21 protein-coding genes are annotated in these 21082 nt (G+C 71.6%); 6 read left to right on the top strand and 15 right to left on the bottom strand.

Going from position 1 to position 21082, the window contains the following annotated elements; all coding sequences use genetic code 11:
* Positions 1 to 56 precede the first annotated feature (56 nt).
* Positions 57 to 842, bottom strand: a complete 786-nt coding sequence (locus tag OG943_RS41135; protein ID WP_328606281.1) for a GIDE domain-containing protein — start codon at positions 840 to 842, stop codon at positions 57 to 59.
* Positions 843 to 845: 3 nt separating this feature from the next.
* Positions 846 to 2402, bottom strand: a complete 1557-nt coding sequence (gene guaA / locus OG943_RS41130) for a glutamine-hydrolyzing GMP synthase (RefSeq protein WP_328606280.1) — start codon at positions 2400 to 2402, stop codon at positions 846 to 848.
* Positions 2403 to 2521: 119 nt separating this feature from the next.
* Here guaA and OG943_RS41125 point away from each other — a divergent pair, with 119 nt between their 5' ends.
* Positions 2522 to 3079 carry a DinB family protein gene (locus tag OG943_RS41125; protein ID WP_328606279.1) on the top strand — a complete coding sequence of 186 codons (558 nt, stop codon included), beginning with the start codon at positions 2522 to 2524 and terminating at the stop codon, positions 3077 to 3079.
* 71 nt (positions 3080 to 3150) lie between these two features.
* On the opposite strand, the gene OG943_RS41120 is transcribed toward OG943_RS41125, so the two are convergent.
* Positions 3151 to 3810, bottom strand: coding sequence for a rhomboid family intramembrane serine protease (locus OG943_RS41120; RefSeq protein WP_328606278.1), 660 nt, complete (start codon positions 3808 to 3810; stop codon positions 3151 to 3153).
* Between the two features lie 139 nt (positions 3811 to 3949).
* Between OG943_RS41120 and OG943_RS41115 the strand changes: the two genes are divergently transcribed.
* Entirely contained in the window at positions 3950 to 4984 is a 1035-nt protein-coding gene (locus OG943_RS41115) for a zinc-dependent alcohol dehydrogenase family protein (RefSeq protein WP_328606277.1), read from the top strand.
* Between the two features lie 85 nt (positions 4985 to 5069).
* Positions 5070 to 6515 carry an aldehyde dehydrogenase family protein gene (locus OG943_RS41110; RefSeq protein ID WP_328606276.1) on the top strand — a complete coding sequence of 482 codons (1446 nt, stop codon included), beginning with the start codon at positions 5070 to 5072 and terminating at the stop codon, positions 6513 to 6515.
* A gap of 43 nt (positions 6516 to 6558) precedes the next feature.
* On the opposite strand, the gene OG943_RS41105 is transcribed toward OG943_RS41110, so the two are convergent.
* Both OG943_RS41105 and OG943_RS41100 read right to left on the bottom strand, forming a co-directional pair.
* Positions 6559 to 8019, bottom strand: coding sequence for an FAD-dependent oxidoreductase (locus OG943_RS41105; RefSeq protein ID WP_328606275.1), 1461 nt, complete (start codon positions 8017 to 8019; stop codon positions 6559 to 6561).
* Complete coding sequence (locus OG943_RS41100; protein WP_328612294.1) at positions 8016 to 8588, bottom strand: TetR/AcrR family transcriptional regulator C-terminal domain-containing protein; 573 nt, start codon at positions 8586 to 8588, stop codon at positions 8016 to 8018. The genes OG943_RS41105 and OG943_RS41100 overlap by 4 nt, the downstream gene beginning before the upstream one ends.
* Positions 8589 to 8606: 18 nt before the next feature.
* On the opposite strand from OG943_RS41100, the gene OG943_RS41095 reads away from it, so the two are divergent.
* Positions 8607 to 9011: an ester cyclase gene (locus OG943_RS41095; protein ID WP_328606274.1), complete on the top strand. Its 405-nt coding sequence runs from the start codon at positions 8607 to 8609 to the stop codon at positions 9009 to 9011.
* 10 nt (positions 9012 to 9021) lie between these two features.
* Here the strand turns inward: OG943_RS41095 and OG943_RS41090 are convergent, their stop codons facing one another.
* From OG943_RS41090 to guaB, 4 genes are all read right to left on the bottom strand, one after another.
* A complete protein-coding gene (locus OG943_RS41090; RefSeq protein ID WP_328606273.1) occupies positions 9022 to 9723 on the bottom strand; it encodes a maleylpyruvate isomerase family mycothiol-dependent enzyme in 702 nt (233 codons plus the stop codon).
* Positions 9724 to 9739: 16 nt separating this feature from the next.
* The gene (locus tag OG943_RS41085) at positions 9740 to 11446 is read right to left on the bottom strand and encodes a GMC family oxidoreductase (RefSeq protein WP_328606272.1); all 1707 of its coding nucleotides are present in this window, start codon (positions 11444 to 11446) and stop codon (positions 9740 to 9742) included.
* Positions 11447 to 11585: 139 nt separating this feature from the next.
* The gene (locus OG943_RS41080; RefSeq protein WP_328606271.1) at positions 11586 to 12725 is read right to left on the bottom strand and encodes a GuaB3 family IMP dehydrogenase-related protein; all 1140 of its coding nucleotides are present in this window, start codon (positions 12723 to 12725) and stop codon (positions 11586 to 11588) included.
* Between the two features lie 138 nt (positions 12726 to 12863).
* Complete coding sequence (gene guaB / locus OG943_RS41075) at positions 12864 to 14375, bottom strand: IMP dehydrogenase (RefSeq protein ID WP_328606270.1); 1512 nt, start codon at positions 14373 to 14375, stop codon at positions 12864 to 12866.
* Positions 14376 to 14515: 140 nt separating this feature from the next.
* Between guaB and OG943_RS41070 the strand changes: the two genes are divergently transcribed.
* Positions 14516 to 14911, top strand: a complete 396-nt coding sequence (locus tag OG943_RS41070; RefSeq protein WP_315653735.1) for a DUF5319 domain-containing protein — start codon at positions 14516 to 14518, stop codon at positions 14909 to 14911.
* Between the two features lie 150 nt (positions 14912 to 15061).
* On the opposite strand, the gene OG943_RS41065 is transcribed toward OG943_RS41070, so the two are convergent.
* The 5 genes from OG943_RS41065 to OG943_RS41045 form a co-directional block, all read right to left on the bottom strand.
* Positions 15062 to 16015, bottom strand: coding sequence for an anti-sigma-D factor RsdA (locus OG943_RS41065; RefSeq protein ID WP_442874639.1), 954 nt, complete (start codon positions 16013 to 16015; stop codon positions 15062 to 15064).
* The gene (locus OG943_RS41060) at positions 16016 to 16588 is read right to left on the bottom strand and encodes a sigma-70 family RNA polymerase sigma factor (RefSeq protein WP_328612292.1); all 573 of its coding nucleotides are present in this window, start codon (positions 16586 to 16588) and stop codon (positions 16016 to 16018) included.
* 416 nt (positions 16589 to 17004) lie between these two features.
* Complete coding sequence (locus OG943_RS41055; protein ID WP_020662719.1) at positions 17005 to 17601, bottom strand: response regulator transcription factor; 597 nt, start codon at positions 17599 to 17601, stop codon at positions 17005 to 17007.
* Positions 17602 to 17732: 131 nt separating this feature from the next.
* Positions 17733 to 18767, bottom strand: a complete 1035-nt coding sequence (locus OG943_RS41050; RefSeq protein WP_328606269.1) for a hypothetical protein — start codon at positions 18765 to 18767, stop codon at positions 17733 to 17735.
* 106 nt (positions 18768 to 18873) lie between these two features.
* Positions 18874 to 19797, bottom strand: a complete 924-nt coding sequence (locus tag OG943_RS41045) for a MerR family transcriptional regulator (protein ID WP_328606268.1) — start codon at positions 19795 to 19797, stop codon at positions 18874 to 18876.
* A gap of 248 nt (positions 19798 to 20045) precedes the next feature.
* On the opposite strand from OG943_RS41045, the gene OG943_RS41040 reads away from it, so the two are divergent.
* On the top strand, positions 20046 to 20348 hold the full coding sequence (locus OG943_RS41040; protein ID WP_328606267.1) for a WhiB family transcriptional regulator: 303 nt from the start codon (positions 20046 to 20048) through the stop codon (positions 20346 to 20348).
* 2 nt (positions 20349 to 20350) lie between these two features.
* Here the strand turns inward: OG943_RS41040 and OG943_RS41035 are convergent, their stop codons facing one another.
* Positions 20351 to 20995: a TetR/AcrR family transcriptional regulator gene (locus OG943_RS41035; protein ID WP_328606266.1), complete on the bottom strand. Its 645-nt coding sequence runs from the start codon at positions 20993 to 20995 to the stop codon at positions 20351 to 20353.
* Between the last annotated feature and the right edge of the window lie 87 nt (positions 20996 to 21082).

Below are 21082 nucleotides of genomic sequence, written 5' to 3'. Positions count from 1 at the left end.
AGGCCCCGGACGCGATGTCCGGGGCCTTCTTCATGTCCAGTTCGAACAGACGCGCCCTACCGGACGATCCCGACCACGGTCAGCGCGATTCCGCCGAAGAACGCGATCAGCACACCGGCCGCGAGGAGCTTGTGGCGGCGGGTCCGGTCGGCCCGCAGCTCCTCTTCGGTTTTGGCCGCGATGAGGAAATGCCCGCGCTCCCGGGGTTTCCCGATCACCAGCGGGCCGGCGTTGTCGTGCGCCTCGCCCAGGACGTACAGGCGCGTGCCCGGCCGGATGAGCCATTCCCGGTAGCGGTAGCCGAGGGTCGAATCCCGGCTGCCCCCGAGCAGGGCCGGCAGCCGGAGGCCGAACAGTTCGAACGACTGGTCGCCACCCTGGTAGGGCTCGAACCGGTCCACCGTCTGCTCGACGGCCTCGGGCCGGGTCCCGTCCGGCGCGACCCCGATGGTGCGGCCCTGCTCGTCGATCAGCGCGTAGCCCTCGTTCGAGGTGTGGTCGGCGACCTTCTCGGTGCGCTTGGACCGGCGGCGCCGGCCATCGCGGTACACAACGTGCTCGTACTCGCGCTCGACCTGGTAGCGGTACCAGACGCACGGGGTCTTGCTGACCTCCGCGATCAGCGGCCCCTCCGGCCTCGGGTGCGCGGCGCCGACCACCTCGGTGACCTTGCGGAACCCGCCGCGCCCGCCCAGCTCATCGGAGACCCGGCGCAGTTCCTCCAGCTCCGGGAAACTCAACGTCTCCGTGCCGATCATCGCGTGCAGCTCGCTCTTGGTCGCCCGCATCCAGACGAAACCCGCCACGGCCGCGACGACCAGCAGGACCCCCAGGACCCACATCCGTCACTCCCACTCGATGGTGCCCGGCGGCTTGCTCGTCACGTCGAGCACCACGCGGTTGACCTCCGCGACCTCGTTGGTGATGCGCGTCGAGATCCGCTCCAGCACCTCGTACGGCAGGCGGGTCCAGTCGGCGGTCATCGCGTCCTCCGACGACACCGGGCGCAGCACGATGGGGTGACCGTAGGTCCGGCCGTCACCCTGCACGCCGACGCTGCGCACGTCCGCCAGCAGCACCACGGGGCACTGCCAGATCTCCTGGTCGAGGCCCGCGGCCGTCAGCTCCTCGCGGGCGATGGCGTCAGCCGCGCGCAGCGTTTCGAGCCGCGACGCGTCGACCGCGCCGATGATCCGGATGCCCAGGCCCGGGCCGGGGAACGGCTGGCGCTGCACGATCGTCTCCGGCAGGCCCAGCTCCAGGCCCACGCGCCGCACCTCGTCCTTGAACAGCAGGCGCAGCGGCTCGACCAGCTCGAACTGCAGGTCGTCAGGCAGGCCGCCGACGTTGTGGTGGCTCTTGATGTTCGCCGTGCCCTCGCCGCCGCCGGACTCGACGACGTCCGGGTACAGCGTGCCCTGCACGAGGAACTTGAAGTCGCCCTGCGCCTTGAGGTCGCGCTCCGCCTGCTCGAACACGCGGATGAACTCACGGCCGATGATCTTGCGCTTCTGCTCGGGGTCGGTGACCCCGGCGAGCGCGTCGAGGAACCGGTCGCGCGCGTCGACGGTGACGAGCTTGACGCCCGTGGCGTTGACGAAGTCGCGCTCCACCTGCGTCCGCTCACCGGCGCGCAGCAGGCCGTGGTCGACGAACACACAGGTCAGCCGGTCCCCGATCGCGCGCTGCACCAGCGCCGCGGCGACGGCCGAGTCCACGCCGCCGGACAGGCCGCAGATCGCCCGCCCGTCGCCGACCTGAGCCGCGATCCGCTGCACCTGCTCGTCCACAATGGACAAAGTCGTCCACTGGGGACGGATGCCCGCGATGTCGTGCAGGAACCGGCGCAGCACCTCCTGCCCGTGCGGCGAGTGCGCCACCTCCGGGTGGTACTGCACGCCGGCGAAGCGCCGCTCGACGTCCTCGAAGCCGGCCACCGCCGCGCCGTCGGAGGACGCGGTGACCACGGAGCCCTCGGGCGCCTTGGTGACGCTGTCGTTGTGGCTCATCCACGCCGTCTGGTGCGAAGGCAGGCCGGTGTGGAGCACGCCGCCCTCGCCGACCATCCGCACGTCGGTGCGGCCGAACTCGCGGACGCCGGTGGGCTCCACGACCCCGCCCAGCGCCCGCGCGAGCAGCTGGTGGCCGTAGCAGATGCCGAGGATCGGCACGCCCGCCTCGACGAGCTTCGGGTCCATGCCGGGCGCGCCCTCGGCGTAGACGCTCGACGGGCCGCCGGACAGGATGATCGCGGACGGGTTCTTGGCCAGCAGCTCCTCCGCGGTCGCGCTCGACGGCACCACCTCGGAGTAGACCTGGGCCTCCCGCACGCGGCGGGCGATCAGCTGCGCGTACTGCGCCCCGAAGTCCATGACGAGTACCGGACCGGTGGGACTGGGCACCTAAGACCTCCAGGCGGTGAGCGCTTTGTGCCCCCATCGTCCCAGGTGGGCCCCGTCACGCCGCCGCTGCCCCACGAACGAGGACGCGGGCTGTCCTCGATGGGGCTTACGGTCCCCTCATGACTGTCGCTTGGACCACCGAACTGCACGAACAGCTCGACTGGCACTGGTCGAACCACGTGCGCCCGCGCCTGGACGGGCTGACCGACGACGAGTACCTGTGGCAGCCCGTCGACGGCTGCTGGACCGTGCGCCCGCGGGCGGAGCGGCCGGACGGGCCGGGCTCCGGGGACTTCACGATCGACTTCAGCTTCCCCGAGCCGGAGCCGCCCCCGGTGACGACGATCGCCTGGCGGATGGCCCACGTCACCGTCGGCGTGTTCGGCATGCGCGCGGCGTCGCACTTCGGCGGCCCGCCGATGAGCTACGAATCGTTCCCGTACGCCGGCACCGCGGCCGAGGCGGTCAAGCAGCTGGACGACGCCTACGCCTCCTGGATCGCGGGCGTCCGCGACCTGGACGCCGAAGCACTGGCGCGCCCGGTCGGGCCGGCGGAGGGCCCGTACGCGGAATCGCCGATGGCCACGCTGGTCCTGCACATCACCCGCGAGGCGATCCACCACGGCGCGGAGGTCCTGCTGCTGCGCGACCTCTACCGCAACCGGCCCGGGCACTGACGTAACAAGGCGGTCCGGTCCGCTCGCCCCCTCGGCGAACGGACCGGACCGCCCTACCCCCAGCGTCCCCCTTAGTCCGTTAAGGCCTCCTTACCCGCGTCGGACGCGGGTAAGGAGGCCTTAACGGACGCCTTCGGCAGGAGCGCGAACCCCAGCGCCATCCCCAGCAGCGCCGGCATCCCGTGGTTGTCGTGCAGCAGCGTGTCGAGCAGCGCGAGCGAAAGAACCAGCAGCGGCGCGACGAAGGCCGGCGACGGCAGCTGCACCCCGTGACGCGCCGGCGCCCGGTACAGCGCGACGGCGAGCGCCCCGATCAGGCCCGCGACGCACATCGAGTTGCCCGCCCCGACCGGCTGCAGCCAGACATAGCTCAGGAACTGCCCGAACAGGCCGCAGCCGAAGTACAGGACGAACCACCGCGCCCGGCCGAAATAACCCTCGGCCAGCGTGCCGACCACGACCAGGGCCACCAGGTTGAAGAGCCCGCCGAGCAGCTTGCCGTCCTGGAAGAACATGCCGGTGACCAGGCGCCACCACTCGCCGGCGTCGATGGCCGCGCCGTCGCGGCGGAACTGGCCGAACAGGGCGGGGTGCACGAGCTGCGCGACGAGCACCGCGGCGGTGACCACGGCCACGACCCCGGTGAGCACCGGCTTGCGACCGGTGCCGATCCGGTCGAAGACGGCCACGATCGGGTTCCCGTGCCAGCGCGACATCACCGAAGTGCTCATGCTCTGAAAGGTAGGTCCGGCCGCCGCGGAGTACCCCCGACATTTGTCACCAGTCGCCCACGGCATGCGTCACGTGGAATGAATCGGGGCCGAATCGACTCTCAACAGGGTGAAGCCGAACCCCCGGGAAAGGATCTTCATGCGAGCGACTCTCATCTACGGCGCCGGCGACGTCCGTGTGGAGACGGTGCCGGACCCGAAGCTGGTCGAGCCGACCGACGCCCTGGTCCGCGTCGTCCGGTCGTGCATCTGCGGCAGCGACCTCTGGCCGTACGGCAGCATGCCGGCGCAGGAGCAGGGCCGGCCGATCGGCCACGAGTTCCTCGGCGTCGTCGAGGAGACCGGCGCGGAGGTGACAAGCGTGCGCAAGGGCGACCTCGTCGTCGCGCCGTTCAAGTACTCCGACAACACCTGTGAGTTCTGCCGGGAGGGCCTGCAGACCTCGTGCCTGAACGGCGGCAACTGGGGCGAGCCCGGCGTCGATGGCGGACAGGGCGAGGCCGTGCGGGTGCCGCAGGCCGACGGCACGCTCGTGCAGCTGCCGCACACCGAGGACGAAGACCTGCTGGCGTCGATGTTGACGCTCTCGGACGTCTTCTCCACCGGCCACCACGCCGCCGTCACCGCGGGTGTGACGAAGGGCAAGACCGTCACGGTGGTCGGCGACGGTGCCGTGGGCCTGTCCGCGGTGCTGGCCGCGCACCGCCTGGGCGCCGAGCGGATCGTCCTCATGGGACGCCACGAGCAGCGCACCGCGCTGGGCCGCGAGTTCGGCGCGACGGACGTGGTCGCCGAGCGCGGCGAGGAGGGCATCGCGCTGGTCCGCGAGCTGACCGGCGGCCGCGGCACGCACACCGTGCTGGAGTGCGTCGGCACGAAGCCGGCGTTCGAGATGGGCCTCGGCGTGGTGCGCGCGGGCGGCGCGCTGAGCCGCGTCGGCGTGCCGCAGTACCCGGAGGGCCCGATCGGCCGGCCGGTCTTCATAAACAACGTCACCATCACCGGCGGCGTCGCCCCCGCGCGGCGCTACATCCCGGAGCTGCTGCCCGACGTGCTGTCGGGCCGCTACCAGCCCGGCCGGGTCTTCGACCGCACGATCGGCCTGTCCGACGTGCCCGCGGGCTACCAGGCGATGGCCGACCGCGAGGCGTTGAAAGTGCTCGTCAAGCCATGAACCCGGCGTCCGGGGCGACGCGCGCGTTGCCCCGGACGGGTGGGGGTCCGCCCGGCCGGGCCCCGGCCCGAATACCTTGGTACGTATGGACATGATCACCCCGGAACCGCGGCCGTCGTGGATCGCCGGGCGGCCCGAGCAGGGCGTCGCCACGCTGACGGTGCACCACCCGTACGACGGCAGCGAGGTCGCGACCGTCGCCGTCCCCGGCCCGGAACAAGTGGAACGCGCAGTGGCCGCGGCGGCCGGAGTGGCGAAGGAGTTCCGCCACAGCCCCGCGCACGTCCGCGCCAAGGCGCTCGAACACGTTTCCCGCGGGCTGCAGGCGCGCGCCGACGAGATCGCCGAGGTCATCACCGCGGAGAACGGCAAGCCGCTGAAGTGGGCCGAGGCCGAGGTGAGCCGCGCGGTGTCGGTGTTCCGCATCGCCTCCGAGGAGGCCCGCCGCTACACCGGCGACGTCCAGCGGCTCGACAGCGACCCGGCCGGCGACGCCCGTCTCGCGCTCACCCGGCGGGTTCCGCGCGGGCCGGTGCTGGGCATCGCGCCGTTCAACTTCCCGCTGAACCTGGTGGCGCACAAGGTGGCGCCGGCGCTGGCGGTCGGCGCGCCGATCATCGTCAAGCCCGCGCCGCGCACCCCGCTGTCCGCGCTGGTCCTCGGTGAGATCCTGGGCGAGACCGAGCTGCCCGAGGGCGCGTTTTCCGTGCTGCCGCTGGGCAACGAGGAGACGCAGGCGCTGGTCGCCGACCCGCGGCTGCCCGTGGTGTCGTTCACCGGCTCCGGCCCGGTCGGCTGGTCGATCGCGGACGCCGCGCCGCGCAAGCACGTGGTGCTGGAGCTGGGCGGCAACGCCGCGGCCGTCGTCCTGCGCGACTGGCCGGACCCCGAGGGCGCCGCGCACCGCATCGCGACCTTCGGCAACTACCAGGCCGGCCAGTCCTGCATCGCGGTGCAGCGGGTGATCGTGGACGCCGCGGTCGCCGAGGAGTTCGTGCCCGCGCTGGTGGAGGCCGTCGAGGCACAGCAGACCGGTGACCCGTACGACCGCAACACCGACGTCGGCCCGGTCGTCGACGAGGCCGCCGCCGAGCGGATCGTCGCGTGGGTGGACGAGGCGGTGGCCGCGGGCGCGAAGGTGCTCACCGGCGGCACCCGCGACGGCGCGACGGTGGCCCCGACCCTGCTCACCGACGTCCCGCCGGAGACGAAGGCGTGGGCCGAGGAGATCTTCGGCCCGGTGCTCGCGGTGTCCGTTGTGGACGGTGTGGACGAGGCGTTCGCCGCCGTCAACGCCTCGGCCTACGGGCTGCAGGCCGGCGTCTTCACCAGCGACGTCCAGCTCGCCTTCCACGCGTCGGCCGAGCTGGAGGTCGGCGGCGTGATCATCGGCGACGTGCCGTCCTACCGGGCCGACCAGATGCCCTACGGCGGCGTGAAGGGCTCCGGCGTCGGCCGCGAGGGCGTGCTGTCGGCGATGAACGACTTCACCGAGGAACGCGTGACGGTCTTCACCGGGGTCGACCTCTGAACCCCTTGTGAGTGTTTAGGACGGTTCTAACCGTCATAAACACTCACAAGGACTGGGCGAACTTGAACACGCCGTCCGGGTCGTAGGTCTTCGCGACCTTCTCGAGCCGGGCGGCGTTGTCGCCGTAGTACGCGGTCTTCCAGTCCGGCAGGTCCGGGTCGATGTAGTTGACGTAGGCGCCGCTCGCGCCCGCGTCGGCGAGTCCACCGACCACAGTGGACACCGGCTTCGCGACGGACGAGCGGTTCCCTGCCGTCGCCGGCGCGTAGACCTGCACGCTGGCCAGCGCCTTGCGGTGCCAGAACGCGGTGTCCGTCGGCGCGAGGTTCGCGACCGCGCCGCCGAGGCCGTCGATCAGCAGGTCCATGCCCTTGTGGCCGGACGCGAGGTCGCTCACCTTCGCGCCGGCCACCGGGTCGGTGATGATCCGCGACGAAGCCACGAACGTCTGCCGGCTGGAGCTGCCGGAGAAGTAGTCCATCGCGCCCGAGTAGGTCAGGCCCTTGATGGTGCGGCTCGACGGGGTGGCGTCCAGCTTGCCCAGCAGCGCCGTGAGCGCGGCCGAGCCGCCGACGAACGCGCCGCCGATCCGGCACTGCACCGGCGAGCCGCCGGAAACGACGATGTTCGACCACAGCTCGGGCGGTGTGGTCGGCAGCCACCGCTGCCACGCGTCCAGCGCGTCGGCCGCCGCGCCGCCCGGGAAGTGCAGCGAGAAGACGGTGATGTCCGGCGCCGGTTCGGTGCTGAACGTGAACGAGGTGACCACGCCGAAGTTGCCGCCACCGCCGCCGCGCAGGGCCCAGAACAGGTCCGGCTCGGTGCCGGCGTCGGCCGTGCGCAGTTTGCCGTCCGCGGTCACCACCTGCGCGGAGGTGAGGTGGTCGCAGGTCAGGCCGTACTTGCGGGTCAGCACGCCGATGCCGCCGCCGAGGGTGAGCCCGGCGATGCCGACCGTCGGGCAGGAGCCCGCGGGCAGGCACCGTCCGGCCTTGGCCAGCGCTGCGTAGACGTCCGTGAGCCGGGCGCCCGCGCCGATCGTGACCTGCTCGCCCTGAACGTCCACTTGAGACAGCGCGCTGACGTCGAGGACCAGCCCGGCGTCCGGCACCGAGTAGCCCGCGTAGCTGTGGCCGCCGCTGCGCGCGGCGATCGGGAGCCGTCCCGCGGCCGCGCCGAGACACGCCTGCACGTCCTCGGGCTTGCCGATCTTCGCGACGGCGGCCGGGTTGTGACCGTCGAACAGGGGGTTGAAGCCGCGCTTGGCGCTGGCGAACTTGCCGTCGCCGGAGAGCAGGAGGTCACCGCTGAGCTTGCCCCGCAGCGCGTTCCAGTCCGGCGGCCCGGACGGTCTGGTGCTGGTCGGCGGCGGTGACGACGGCATGGCGCTGCTGCTCGAACCGGCCGGCGGGCTGCCGTTGCCCGGCGAGCACGCCGCGGCCACCGCGCCGACCGCCGTCAGACCGGCGGCACGCAGGAACGTCCTTCTCCCGACTGCAGTCATGTTGTAGAGACGTTACGCGGACGGCGCCGGTTGCGCTCAGTGCCGGTCCGGGTGCTCTCGACGAGTCCGGCCAGCAGTGCGGCGAGGGCGAACTCGAACCGCTCCGCGTGCCGCGCGCCGTCGCTCAAGGCTCGTGCGAGCAGGGGAAACCGACCGGCGTCCAGGTTCGCCAGACTGTCCACATCAGACTCGACGCCGGGTGCGCGACCGGCCTCGGCGAGGGTGTGGCCGAGCACGAAGGTCATCACCGTGCTGACCACGTCGAGCCCGCGGGCCGGCGGCAGCCCGAGCACGCCCAACGCCGTCTCGGCCAGCTCCAGCGACTCGACGCTGGTCACCGGCCGGGTCGCGGCGAGCGGCAGCACGCCCGGGTGGGCGAGCAACTGCTCGCGGTAGGCGCGCGCGACGCGGCCGAGCCAGCCGTCCCAGCGCTCCCCCGGCTCGGGCCGGATGCCGGCGAGCGCCGAGATGAGCCGGTCGACGAGGGCTTCGAGCAGGGCGTCCTTGTTCGGCACGTAGTGGTAGAGCGTCATCGCCTCGACGTCCAATTCGGCGCCGAGCTTGCGCATGGACAACGCGGCGATGCCGTGCTCGTCGATGAGAGCCGGCGCCTGGCGTCAGTGGTGGCCGAGCACGTCACGGAGACCGGCCCGGTGGTGGTCGACGCGCCGACCGGCGGGCTGGCCGCGTTCCGCGCCGGCTGGGAGCAGCTGCTGACAGCCTTCCCCGACCTCCGCGTGACGGTGGACTCGATGATCGCCGAGGCCGACCTGGTCGCCGCCACGGTCACGCTTTCGGCCACCAGCACGGGCTACTACCGCCGCGGCTCCGCGACCGGCCGCAGCGCGACCTGGCGCGGTTTCCTGAAGCTGCGCCTGTCCGGCGGCCTGATCACCGAGGTCGACGTCATGACCGACCGCTTCGCCGTGCTGCAGCAGCTCGGCATCGTCGGCGACGACGACGAGCTGGCCGCGCCCCGGCAGGCGGGCTGAAACGGACGTCTCAGATCAGCGAACCCAGGTCCGGCACCGGCCCGCTCAGCGCGGAGCCGTCGGCCCGGCCCGAGACCCAGGCCAGCAGGTCGCCGGGGCTGCCGGTGACCGTGCCGCCGGAGCCGTCGCCCATCGTCCAGCTGCGGGTGCCGTCGGTCGTGACCAGGAGGCGGGACGGGAGATCGCCGGTGTACATGCCGATCATGTTCTCGATGACGTCGCCCACGAACGGGCCCAGCAACGCCGTGGCCCGGGCGAAGTCGTGGCCGCGGTCCAGGTCGACGAGGTGGACAGTGGTCTCTGCCAGGCGCAGTGTCAGCGCGTTCGCGCCGGTGATCCGCTGGCCGAGACGGGCGCGGACCGGGGCCGTCCAGGCGCGGTCCGGCAGCGCCGACGCGACGTCCACCAGCCGCTCCCCCGACGCGACGACGTCGGCCAGTATCTCCGCGGCGCCGCGGTCCGCGCCGGCCTCGATGTCGTCGTCGCGAGCCGTGCCCGGGCCGTACATCGGGTGCTCGACGCCGGTGTCGGCCCAGGTCAGCAGGTTGACGATGCCGTCGGCGTTGCGCGCGAGGTGCGTCAGCAGGTGGGCTCGCGACCAGCCGGGCAACGCGCTCGGCGCCCGCACCGCCGCCTCGTCCAGCGCGCCGATGACCAGTGCCCACTCGTCCTGCAGGTCCCGGACCCGGGCCACCGCCGCCGTCTGATTCACCCGGCGATCGTAGGGCTTATCGGCGCAGCGCGGCAGGTGCGCCGGAAGGGACCGCCGGGTTCTTCGGGACCACCGGGTCCAGCCGCGTGTACGCCGCCTCCTGCGCCGGGCGCCGGTCCGCCTCGCCCTTGTTGGGCCAGAAGGAGAACGCCCGCTCGGCCTGCGCCGCGATGGTCAGCGACGGGTTCACGCCGAGGTTCGCCGTGATCGCCGATCCGTCCACAACGGACAGTCCGGGGTAGCCGAAGACGCGGTGGTACGGGTCGATCACGCCGGCCTCGGCGCTGTCGCCGATCGGCACGCCGCCGATGAAGTGGGCCGTGAGCGGGATGTCGAAGATCTCGCCCCAGGTGCCGCCCGCGATGCCGCCGATGTGCTCGGCCGTGCGCTCGTTCGCCTCGTGCCCGGCCGGGATGAAACTCGGGTTCGGCTCGCCGTGGCCCTGTTTCGACGCGTACTTGCGCCGGCCGAACAGGCCTCGCTTGGTGTAGGTGGTGATGGAGTTGTCCAGGCTCTGCATCACCAGCAGGATCACGGTCCGCTCGCTCCAGCGGTAGCCGTTGAGCAGCTGGGCCGACTGGATCGGGTGCTTGGCCATGAAGGTGACGGCCTGGCGCCAGCGCGGCACCGGCGAGGAGCCGTCGGTGGAAATGGTCTGCAGCAGGCTCATCGCGTTGCTGCCCTTGCCGTAGCGCACGGGCTCGATGTGGGTGTTCTCGTCCGGGTGAATGGACGAGGTGATGGCGACGCCGCGGCTGAAGTTCCGGCTGTCGTCGACCTTGGTGCGCCCGGCGCCGATGATGGCCTCGGAGTTCGTGCGCGTCAGCTCGCCGAGGCGGCGCGACAGCTTCGGCAGCGTGCCCGTGTCCTTCATGCGGTGCAACAGGTTCTGCGTGCCCCAGGTGCCCGCCGCGAACACCACCTGGCCGGCGGTGACCGTGGTGCGGAAGCGCTTCGAGCGAGTGCCGGTCTTCTGCAGCGTGACGCGGTAGCCGTCGCCGACGGGGCGGACCGAGGTGACCGTGGTGAGCGGGATGACCTTCGCGCCGTCCTGCTCCGCGAGGTACAGGTAGTTCTTGACCAGCGTGTTCTTCGCGCCGACGCGGCAGCCGGTCATGCAGGCGCCGCATTCGGTGCAGCCGACGCGGTCGGGGCCGGCGCCGCCGAAGAACGGGTCCTTCACGCTCTCACCGGGCTTGCCGAAGTACACGCCCACCGGCGTCGCGTGGAAGGAATCGCCCACGCCCATGTCGTCGGCGACCTCGCGCATCACGACGTCCGACGGCGTGACGGTGGGGTTCGTGACCACCCCGAGCATCCGGCTCGCCTGGTCGTAGTGCGGCGCCAGCTCCGACTCCCAGTCGGTGATGTGCGACCACTGCCGGTCGGCGTAGAACGGCTTGAGCGGGCGGTAAAGCGTGTTCGCGTAGACCAGCGAACCGCCGCCGACGCCCGCGCCCGCCAGCACCATCACGTCCGAGAGCATGTGCACGCGCTGGATGCCGTAACAGCCGAGCTGCGGCGCCCAGAGGTAGCGCTTGAGGTCCCAGGAGGTCTTCGCGAACTCGTCGTCCGCGAACCGCCGCCCGGCCTCGACCACCGCGACGCGATAGCCCTTCTCGGTCAGCCGCAGCGCCGCGACGCTGCCTCCGAACCCCGACCCCACGACAACAACGTCGTAGTCGGGGCTGCCCGGCGATGTGGTGGTGTTACTGGCAGTCACAGGATCGAGAGTAACCCCGGGATGTCCTTCTGGCCAGACGTAAGTTACCCGCCGGTTACCCCCGCCCCGGCAATGTCCCTGAAGGCCACCATGAGGGACCTTTATGCCCTCATGGTGGCCTTCAGGGCATTCGTTCGCGTCAGCGGCGCACGGTCAGCCCGACCCGCTGGAACTCCTTCAGGTCCGAGTACCCGGCCTTCGCCATCGCGCGGCGGAGGGCGCCGAACAGGTTGACCACGCCCTCGGCGTCCGAGGACGGGCCGAAGAGCAGGGTCTTCAGGTCGACCGCGTAGTCCGAGTCCGGGCCGGCGACCACGCGGGAGCGCGGCAGCGACGGGTGGGCCGCGGCGGCCGTCCAGTACAGGCCCTGGCCCGGGGCGTCGCTGGCGGTCGCGAGCGGGGCGCCGAGCATCACCGCGTCCGCGCCGCAGGCGATGGCCTTCGCGATGTCGCCCGACGTCGTCATGCCGCCGTCGGCGAGCACGTGGACGTACCGGCCGCCCGTCTCGTCCAGGTAGTCACGGCGGGCGGCGGCCGCGTCGACCACCGCGGTGGCCATCGGGACGCCGATGCCGAGCACGCGGTCGGTGCTGGTGACGCCCGGGGTGTAGCCGTGGCCGACGATCACGCCCGCCGCGCCGGTGCGCATGAGGTGCATGGCCGTGCGGTAGTCGCTCACGCCGCCGGCGATCACGGGCACGTCCAGCCGTCCGATGAACTCCTTGAGGTTCAGCGGCTCGGCCTCGCGCTCCACGTGCTCGGCGGAGATGATCGTGCCCTGCACGACCAGGATCTCGACGCCCGCCGCGAGCAGGTCGGGCGTCAGCTCGGCGGCGTGCTGCGGGCTGACCCGCGCGGCCACCGTCACCCCCGACTCGCGGACGGTCTTGATGGCCTCGCTGAGCAGGTCGAGCCGGACCGGCGCCGAGTGCAGGTCCTGCAGCTCGCGGACGACGGCCGTGGGGTCCTCGCCGTCCTCGGCCGCGCGGACCAGCCGGAAGATGGCGTCCTCGACGTTCGGGTGCCGGGCCCAGAGGCCCTCGGCGTTCAGCACGCCCAGCCCGCCCAGCTCGCCGATCGCGACGGCCGTGCCCGGCGACACGATGGCGTCGGTCGGGTGCGTCACCAGCGGCAGGTCGAACCGGTAGGCGTCGATCTGCCAGGCCGTGGACACCGCGGAGGACGACCGCGTCCGCCGCGACGGGACGATCTCCACGTCATCGAGGTCATACGCCCGCCGCGCGGTACGACCCATACCGATCTCGACCAGATCCCGCACGTGAAGTCCCTTCTCCGCACCGACGACAACGGCCTCCATTGTCGCTAGGCCGCGTGGGTGACCCGCGCACGGGGTGAGCAAAGCGGCTTGTGAGTGTTTAGGACGGTTCTAACCGTCCTAAACACTCACGAGTCCGGATCAGTGGGTGGTGTAGTTCGGCGCCTCGACGGTCATCGTGACGTCGTGCGGGTGGCTCTCCTTGAGCCCGGCCGCCGTGATCCGCACCAGCTGCGCTTCCTGCAGCTGCGCGATCGTCTCGGCGCCCGCGTAGCCCATGCCGGCGCGGAGGCCGCCGACGAGCTGGTGCACGACGTTCGACAGCGGGCCGCGGAACGGGATGCGGCCTTCGATGCCCTCGGGGACCAGCTTGTCCTCGTTGAGCACGTCGTCCTGCGCGTAGCGGTCCTTCGAGTACGACTTCGCCTGGCCGCGCGACTGCATGGCGCCCAGCGAGCCCATGCCGCGGTAGACCTTGAACTGCTTGCCGTTGACCAGGATCAGGTCACCGGGCGACTCGGCGGTGCCGGCCAGCAGGCTGCCCAGCATCACGGTGGACGCGCCGGACGCGATGGCCTTCGCGATGTCGCCCGAGTACTGGATGCCGCCGTCGCCGATCACCGGGACGCCGGCCGGGCGGCAGGCCTGGTCGGCCTCGTAGATCGCGGAGATCTGCGGGACGCCGACGCCGGCGACGATGCGCGTGGTGCAGATCGATCCCGGGCCGACGCCGACCTTCACGCCGTCCACGCCCGCGTCCACCAGCGCCTGCGCGCCCGCGCGGGTGGCGACGTTGCCGCCGACGATGTCGACGGTGTCGCCCAGCTCCTTCTTCAGCAGCTTCACGGTCTCCACCACGGCGCGGGAGTGGCCGTGGGCGGTGTCCACCATGAGCACGTCGACGCCGGCCTCGGCCAGCGTCATCGCGCGCTTGTGCCCGTCGGAGCCGACGCCGACGGCGGCGCCGACGATCAGCCGGCCGTCGGTGTCCTTGGTGGCGTTCGGGTACTGCTCGGTCTTCACGAAGTCCTTGACCGTGATCAGGCCGCGGAGCTTGCCCGCGCCGTCGACGATCGGCAGCTTCTCGATCTTGTGCCGGCGCAGCAGCCCCAGCGCCGCCTCCGCGGTGACCCCGACCTGGGCGGTGACCAGCGGCGCCTTTGTCATGACCTCGCTGACCAGGCGGGTGTAGTCCACCTCGAACCGCATGTCGCGGTTGGTGATGATGCCCACGAGCGAGCCGGAGGCGTCGGTGACCGGCACGCCGGAGATGCGGAACCGGGCGCACAGGGCGTCGACCTCGGCCAGCGTGTCGTCGGGCGAGCAGGTGACCGGGTCGGTGACCATGCCGGCCTCCGAGCGCTTCACGACCTCGACGGCCGCGGCCTGCTCGTCGATCGGCAGGTTGCGCTGCAGCACGCCGATGCCGCCCTGGCGCGCCATCGCGATCGCCATCCGGCCCTCGGTGACGGTGTCCATGGCGGCGGAGACCAGCGGGATGTTCAGCGTGATGTTGCGGGTGAGCCGGGTGCTGGTGTCGACCCCGCTGGGCACCACGTCGGATTCGGCCGGCAGCAGCAGCACGTCGTCGAAGGTCAGGCCGAGCATCGCGAACTTGCTCGGCACGGGGGCGGTGATGCTTTCGCTGGTCATGGCGGGCGAAGGGCCTTCCTGGCAGGGGTGTGCGGAGTCGCTGGTGGCTAGCGACCGACGGGGCTGGGCCTTCCCCTCATGATATCCGGGCCGGACCCCCGACCTGGGCGGGTGGGGATGGCACCGCGTGAGCAGGTACCGTGCAGGCCGTGCCGCACGATGTGTTGCCCCCAGACCCGTTCGCGGATGACCCGGACGATCCGGCCCGGGCCTTCCTCGACCCCGAAGACCACCTGGACGAGCCGATCAGCGCGGACGAACGCACCGAGCTGCTGGCCGACCTCTCCGATCTCGCCGTCTACCAGGCCCTCCTGGAGCCGCGCGGCGTGCGGGGCATCGTCGTGGACTGCGGCGAATGCGACGAACCCCACTACCACGACTGGCACCTCCTGCGTGCCAGCCTGGAGCAGCTGCTGGCCGACGGCCGCATGCGCCCGCACGAGCCGGCCTTCGACCCCAACCCGGGCGACTACGTGAGCTGGGACTACTGCCGCGGCTTCGCCGACGGGGTCACGGCCAACGAAAGCGCCTACTGAGCCGGTACCGGCTTGACGAAGGCCTCGGTGACGTTGCTCACCGAGGCCTTTTTCATGCCCGTTTCCTGCCGTGGTTTACGAAAAAGGCCTCAGCGGAGGTGATCCGCCGAGGCCCTCTCTCGAAGAGCATCCAGTCGAAAAGCTTCCGGGCTACGGGGTTTGCGGGGACCCGTTCTGGGCGTCGCCGCCGCTGGTCTCGTTGCGCGGGCTGCCGCTGCTGCCCGAGCCGGGGTTGCTGCCCGTGACCCCGGTCGGCGGGGTCGGCGGGGTCGTGGTCGTGTCGCCCGACGTGGGCGGCGGCTGCGTGACGCTGGTGGCGGGCGGCGGGGTGGCGGTGCCGCCACCCGTGCCGGGCAGCGACGTCGGCTGGCCACTGGCCTGCTGCGACCCGGTGGTGACCGGGTCGTTCGCCTGCGGCTTCGTGGGCGGAGTCGCCGGGTTCCCGCCCGGGTTGGGCGCGGACGGATCGTCGAGCTGCGCCGCCAGCTGACGGTGTTGCTCCATCAGCTGGTTGCGGTTGTCGTCGTCGGTGACCTGGCTGAGGGCGGCCTGCGCGTCGTCGAGCGCCTTGCGGGCGTCGGAGAGGCGGTTGTCGGCCAGCGCGAGGTTCGCCTTCTCGAGGTCGAGCTTCACCGTGGCGGCGGCTTCGACCGAGTGGGCGTGGTCGGCGTAGAGGACCTTTGTGAGGCCCCAGAGGGTGTCGCCCGGCTGCGCGTCACGCGCGGCCAGGCCGGTGCCGGTGAAGGCGATCGCGGCGGCGGCGCACGCGGCGGCGACCGGCACGAGGAAACGACGGCGGCGGCCGCGCAGGGAGTGCTTGCGCGCCAGCGATGCCGTCCGGACGGTGGTGACCGCGGTGTCGACGTCGACCAGCTCGGCGAGCGGCTCACTGTCGATGTCGCGCCGCCAGGCCAGCAGCAGCGCGTTCAGCTCCTGGTCGCCGAGGCCGTCGGCGATGGCCGGGTCCGTGCCCCCGAGTGCGTCCAGCAGCGCGTCGTCGGCCTGGATGGCCGACAGGTCCTCGTCGGCCTGGGCGTCGAACGCCGTCATGCCGCTCGGCCACGCGGATGGCGACAGGTCGCGGTCGTCGTCTCGATCGGTCACTCAGATCACCTCCTCGGCGGCGAGCACCTTGCGCAGGCGGGCCAAGGCGCGGTGCTGGGCGACGCGGACGGCGCCCGGCGTCGACCCGACGGCCTCCGCGGTCTCCTCGGCCGACAGCCCCACCACGACCCGCAACACGACGATCTCCCGTTGCTTGTCCGGCAGTACCTGCAACAACTGCGACATCCGCTCGTTCAGCTCACCCTGCAACGCGCGCTGCTCGGGTCCGACCCCGCCCTCGATCTCGTCGGGGACTTCGGCGACCGGCTCAGCCCGGTTGCGAGCCGCCGCGCGGTGCGCGTCGGCCACCTTGTGCTGAGCAATACCGTAGACGAACGCAAGGAAAGGGCGTCCCTGGTCACGGTACGAAGGCAATGCCGTGAGCACCGCGAGACACACCTCCTGCGCAACATCGTCGGCAGAAGCGAAAGAACGCTCCTGCCTGCCAACCCGGGCGCGGCAATACCGCACTACCAGAGGACGGATGGCCGCCAGCAACCGCTCGACCGCTTGAGGGTCTCCCTCAACAGCAGCGGCGACTGGCTCATCCAGTCCATCCCCCACATTGGCCATCGCAGACAACAGTCCCAGTGTTACGTGTAGGCGTGCAAAGAATCCGGCGCGTGGTCATCCTGCCCCGCCCGCCGGTGACAGTTACCGTACCGTCGGCGACCCCTCGGACAACCGCCAGAGGTGGTCCCCGGCGCGCCGCGCTCGCGGCGGCCGTGAAAACACGGCTTTTACTGGCCCTTGTCCGCGTTCGCCGAATCCGGCCGAACGGCTGGCCAGTGAGGTACGGGAGCTGCCCGGGCGGGGTGGCGACCAGTCCGGAAGCCTGCCCGAGCGGTGGGGACAACAGCTTTGTCCGTGACACGGAACACAGGTACGGGCCAGGGCGCGAGCCCTGGCCCGTCGTCACCGTGCAACCACGTCAGGAACGAAGCCGCTGGAGAGCGCTTTACCTCGAGGGCCCCGGAGGGCCCGGAGCCTCAGGAGACGAGACCGCGGCGGAAGCCGTGGGCCACCGCCTGGGCACGGTCGCGGACCCCGAGCTTGCGGAACAGCCGCCGCGCGTGGGTCTTCACCGTGTCCTCGGACAGGTAGAGCTCGCGGCCGATCTGGCCGTTGCTCTTGCCCTGGCTCATGCCGCGCAGGACCTGCAGCTCGCGTTCGGTGAGCTGCACGCCGGGGTCCGACGGCTGGCGCGGTGCCGGCACCGAGGTGCTGGCGAGGGTGTGGGCCAGTGCGGCGACCAGCTCGGGCCGCGAGGCGTCCCAGCGCAGGTAACCGCGGGCACCGCCGGCAATCGCCGCGGCGATGCTGCCCGCGTCGTCCGGGGCGCCGAAAACGATGACGTTCGCCTGGGGGTTCGCGGAGACGAGCCGGCGCGTGGCTTCGACGCCCGTCGGGACCGCGCGTTGCGTCCCGACCAGCACGACGTCGACCGGCTGACGGGTGTACCGGGCCAGCAGCTCGTCACCGTGCGCTACGCAGTCGATGCGACTGACCCCTGGGACCGCGGACATCACACGGGTGAGCCCTTCGCGGACACTGCGTCGGTCGTCGCAGATCAAGACCGTCGTCACGGGGTTTCCTTCCTGCAGCCGGGTGACATTCCACTTCCCCTATCGGACGCTTTAGCCCGAACCTTGACACGATCCGGTGGCTTTTTTTGAAGTTTCTTAGCCCGGATGCCGGAACGGCCTTTCCGGGAGGCTCAACCGGCCCCGGTGGGAACCCACGGTGAATCCTGTGCGATACGCATCACGCAAGGATCGACTCGTCGTAACACTGCGTGCAACACCTCCCGGCTTCTGAATCGATACTTCTCGGCGTGTTGGGCCCCGAGATCGGCCGCGACACGCGTTGCCACCCATATAAGTGAATAGAGTTCGCATTTCTCGGCCTCGGCGAGGGCGCTTTCGACAAGGGCCAGCGCCGCCTCCCGATCACCGGCGTCACCGGCCGCCGACAGGGTTACCCCGAGCACGATGTCGGATTTCACGACATGACGGCGCGCGCCGCGTTCCCGCGCGGCCTCCGCGGCCCGCCGCGCCGGCGCCACCGCTTCGGCAGGCCGTCCCGCCGCCAGCTCGATCTCGGCCCCGACCCACCCGGCCCGCACGGTCGCCCGCCAGCGCCCGTCCTCGGCCACCGCCCGCGCCGCCAACCGCCGCGCCGCCGCGATCCGGCCCAGGGCGAGGTTGTCGGCCGCCAGGCCGAGCAGGGCATCGGCCCTGGCGCCGGGGTAGTCGAGACCGTCGGGGTCGGAGGGGGCGAAGGCCGGGGCGGGCGGGGCAGCGGCAGCGTCGCGGTCCGCGACAGCGGGGGTTGCAGCGGCGCCAGGGTTGGCGGCAGCGCGGTTGGCGGCAGCGCGGTTGGCGGAGCGGTGATCGGAGGGACGGCCATCCCGGGGGCTCAGGGGGCTCAGGGGGCTCAAGTCAAGCCACGGTGCCGGGCCGCCCAGTACGAGCGCCAAGGCCTCACCGTCCAGGGATCGCGCCGCGGTGTGGCCGCCGAGTTGGCGGCGGTGCGAGGCGAGCGTGGTGGCGGCCAGGGAGGCCAGCAGCGGGTCCCGGCTCTGGCGAAGATCGGACAAAGCCGTGGAGGCAGCGGCATAACGGCCTTGCGCGCCAAGCACGATCGCGGCCAGCAGGCGGTCCCACGGCGCGGCGGAGCGCGGCGCCGTGACCGGCTCCGGTGGCTGCGGGTGGCCACCGAACGCGAGGGCCCGCAGGGTCTCTTCCTCCACCCGTTCTTTCTAGCGCTTCCCACCGACAAAATCCGCCCGTTGAGAACACCGGAGACCACCAGCTTCAACTTCGCGGGAGCGCCACCGAACAGCTCCGGCAACCGGCCTAACCCGTCGCCCCCACCAGGACGTGTTCGACGCGGTCCGCGGCCGTGGGCAGGTCCACCAGCAGTTCCACCTTGTCCGGCAAGGCGGCCGGGTCCCAGCCGGGGCCGCAGGCGAACAGGCGGCTGCGCTGGCGGCCGCGGGAGACGCGCGCGAACAGACGCGGGTCCGCCACCGCTCGGCGGTGCGCCCACAGCACAACGGCGGCGGGCGCGCTCCGCCGAACGGCCACCGCCAGCACCTCCGCGGGCAGCGGCACCCCGAACAGCTGCGTGCCGATCCGGCGGCCTGCCAACGCGGCCGCCAGCGCGTACGCCGGAGTGCTGTCCCGTTCCTCCGGCACGCAGCCGAGCATCACCGGGCGCTGGTTGCGCGGCTGGTCGAGCACGGGAGTCGCGCGGACGAGCGACGCGTACACGCACTCGGCCAGCAGGTACTCGACCTCCGCGCCCGCGCTGACCCCGCGCCAGCGCGCCCCCAGCGCCGTCAGCACCGGGTCGATCACGCCGGACCACGCGGCGAGCACTCCCAGCTCGCCGATCGCGTCGGCGAGCATGCGCTGCACGGCGCCGACGTCCATGGCCAGCGCGGCCGTGCTCAGCCGGCGGGCGAGACGGGACGGGACCTCGTGGTCGCCGTCGTCCGGGGTGGGTACGGCGGGCTCGTCCTCTTCGGGAGCCGGAGCAGGCGGAGTCAGCTCGTCGACGACAGCACGGGGCATGTGCTCAAGGGCGTAGCGCGCGGCTTCCGCCGTCGACGCGCCGCGGAGCAACGCGCGCTGCATGAGTTCGAGGCGCCCGATGTCAGAGCTGCCGTACCTGCGATGACGGCCGTCGGTGTGCCTGCTGGGGCCCAATCCGTAACGGCGGTCCCAGGTACGAAGGGTGGACGGGGCGACCCCGAGCCGGCGAGCGACCGAGGCCACCGGCAGGGTGGGCTCTCCTTCGCTCGACCCGGATCCCACTCGGCCCAATATCCAGGCCTGTGCCGGTCCCGGCAACCGGAGCCAAAAGCCCTGCTCACACATCCGGGGGATGCCTAACGGCTGAATCGGCCCGGATCTCTTGAACAACTATTGGCGCGCTTCTAACGTTACCGCCGTTGCACCGAATGGAGTATCGGCACCACAGCAGAGCAGCTAATGGCATCGACCGGATGACGGAGGCGGTCAGGATGGCAGACACGCGCAGGCTCCCCGGCCCCAATGCGGACATGTGGGACTGGCAGCTGGAGGGGTCGTGCCGGGGGATGGACAGCGCGTCCTTCTTTCACCCGGACGGCGAGCGGGGGCCGGCGAGGGCACGGCGCGAGGCCAGGGCGAAGGCAGTCTGCCTGGCCTGCCCGGTACTGGAGATGTGCCGCCGGCACGCGCTGGCAGTGCACGAGCCCTACGGCATCTGGGGCGGCCTGTCCGAGTCGGAGCGGGAAAACCTGATCAAGCAGGACAAACGAGCGCTGAGCATGTCCAACGGCTGAGCTCACCCGGACCCGGGAGGGGCGGCGTCCACACCGGGCGCCGCCCCTTCCGCATGTCCGGGCCAGGCCGCGAGCGCGCCGTCGATGACCGCGGTGAGGACGTCGAGGCCGAGGCCGTCACGGGCCTGCAGCGAAAGCCCGTAGAGGACGGTCGCGTACAGCGCCGCGAGGGCCTCGACGTCGGCATCCGGTGACAGGTCGCCCTCTTCCACGCCACGGCGCAGGCGGGCGCGGATCAGCTCGCGGGTGTGCTCGCGTGCCTCGGCCAGGTGATCGTGGACGCCTTGGTGTGACGGCGCGTAGTTGGTCGCGGCGAGCACAACCATGCAGCCTGTGGGGTTCTCCGGGTCGACGTACGCACGGGCGTTGTCGCGAAGCATCGCCTCGATCGCGGCGCGCGCCGTCAGCCCTTCGTCCAGCGCGCGCCGCGTGTAGCGGCCGTGGGTCTCGCCGTAGCGCGCGACGGCCTCGCGGAACAGCTTCTCCTTGTCCCCGAAGGCGGCGTACAGGCTGGGAGGGTTGACGCCCATGGCGGCCGTCAGGTCGGCGAGCGACGCCCCTTCGTAGCCACGCTCCCAGAACACGAACATGGCCTGTTCGAGCGCGCGTTCGCGGTCGAACGCACGGGGCCGGCCGCGCGGTGACATGGACCACCTTCTTTAGCGAGCGATACAAAATCCTTGACGGGCCTATCGTACGACCCCTTTTATGTACCTATCACTACAGAAAGGAAC

The sequence above is a fragment of the Amycolatopsis sp. NBC_00345 genome, from assembly GCF_036116635.1.
Taxonomy (GTDB): domain Bacteria; phylum Actinomycetota; class Actinomycetes; order Mycobacteriales; family Pseudonocardiaceae; genus Amycolatopsis.
This window is presented reverse-complemented; position numbering and strand designations above follow the sequence as displayed.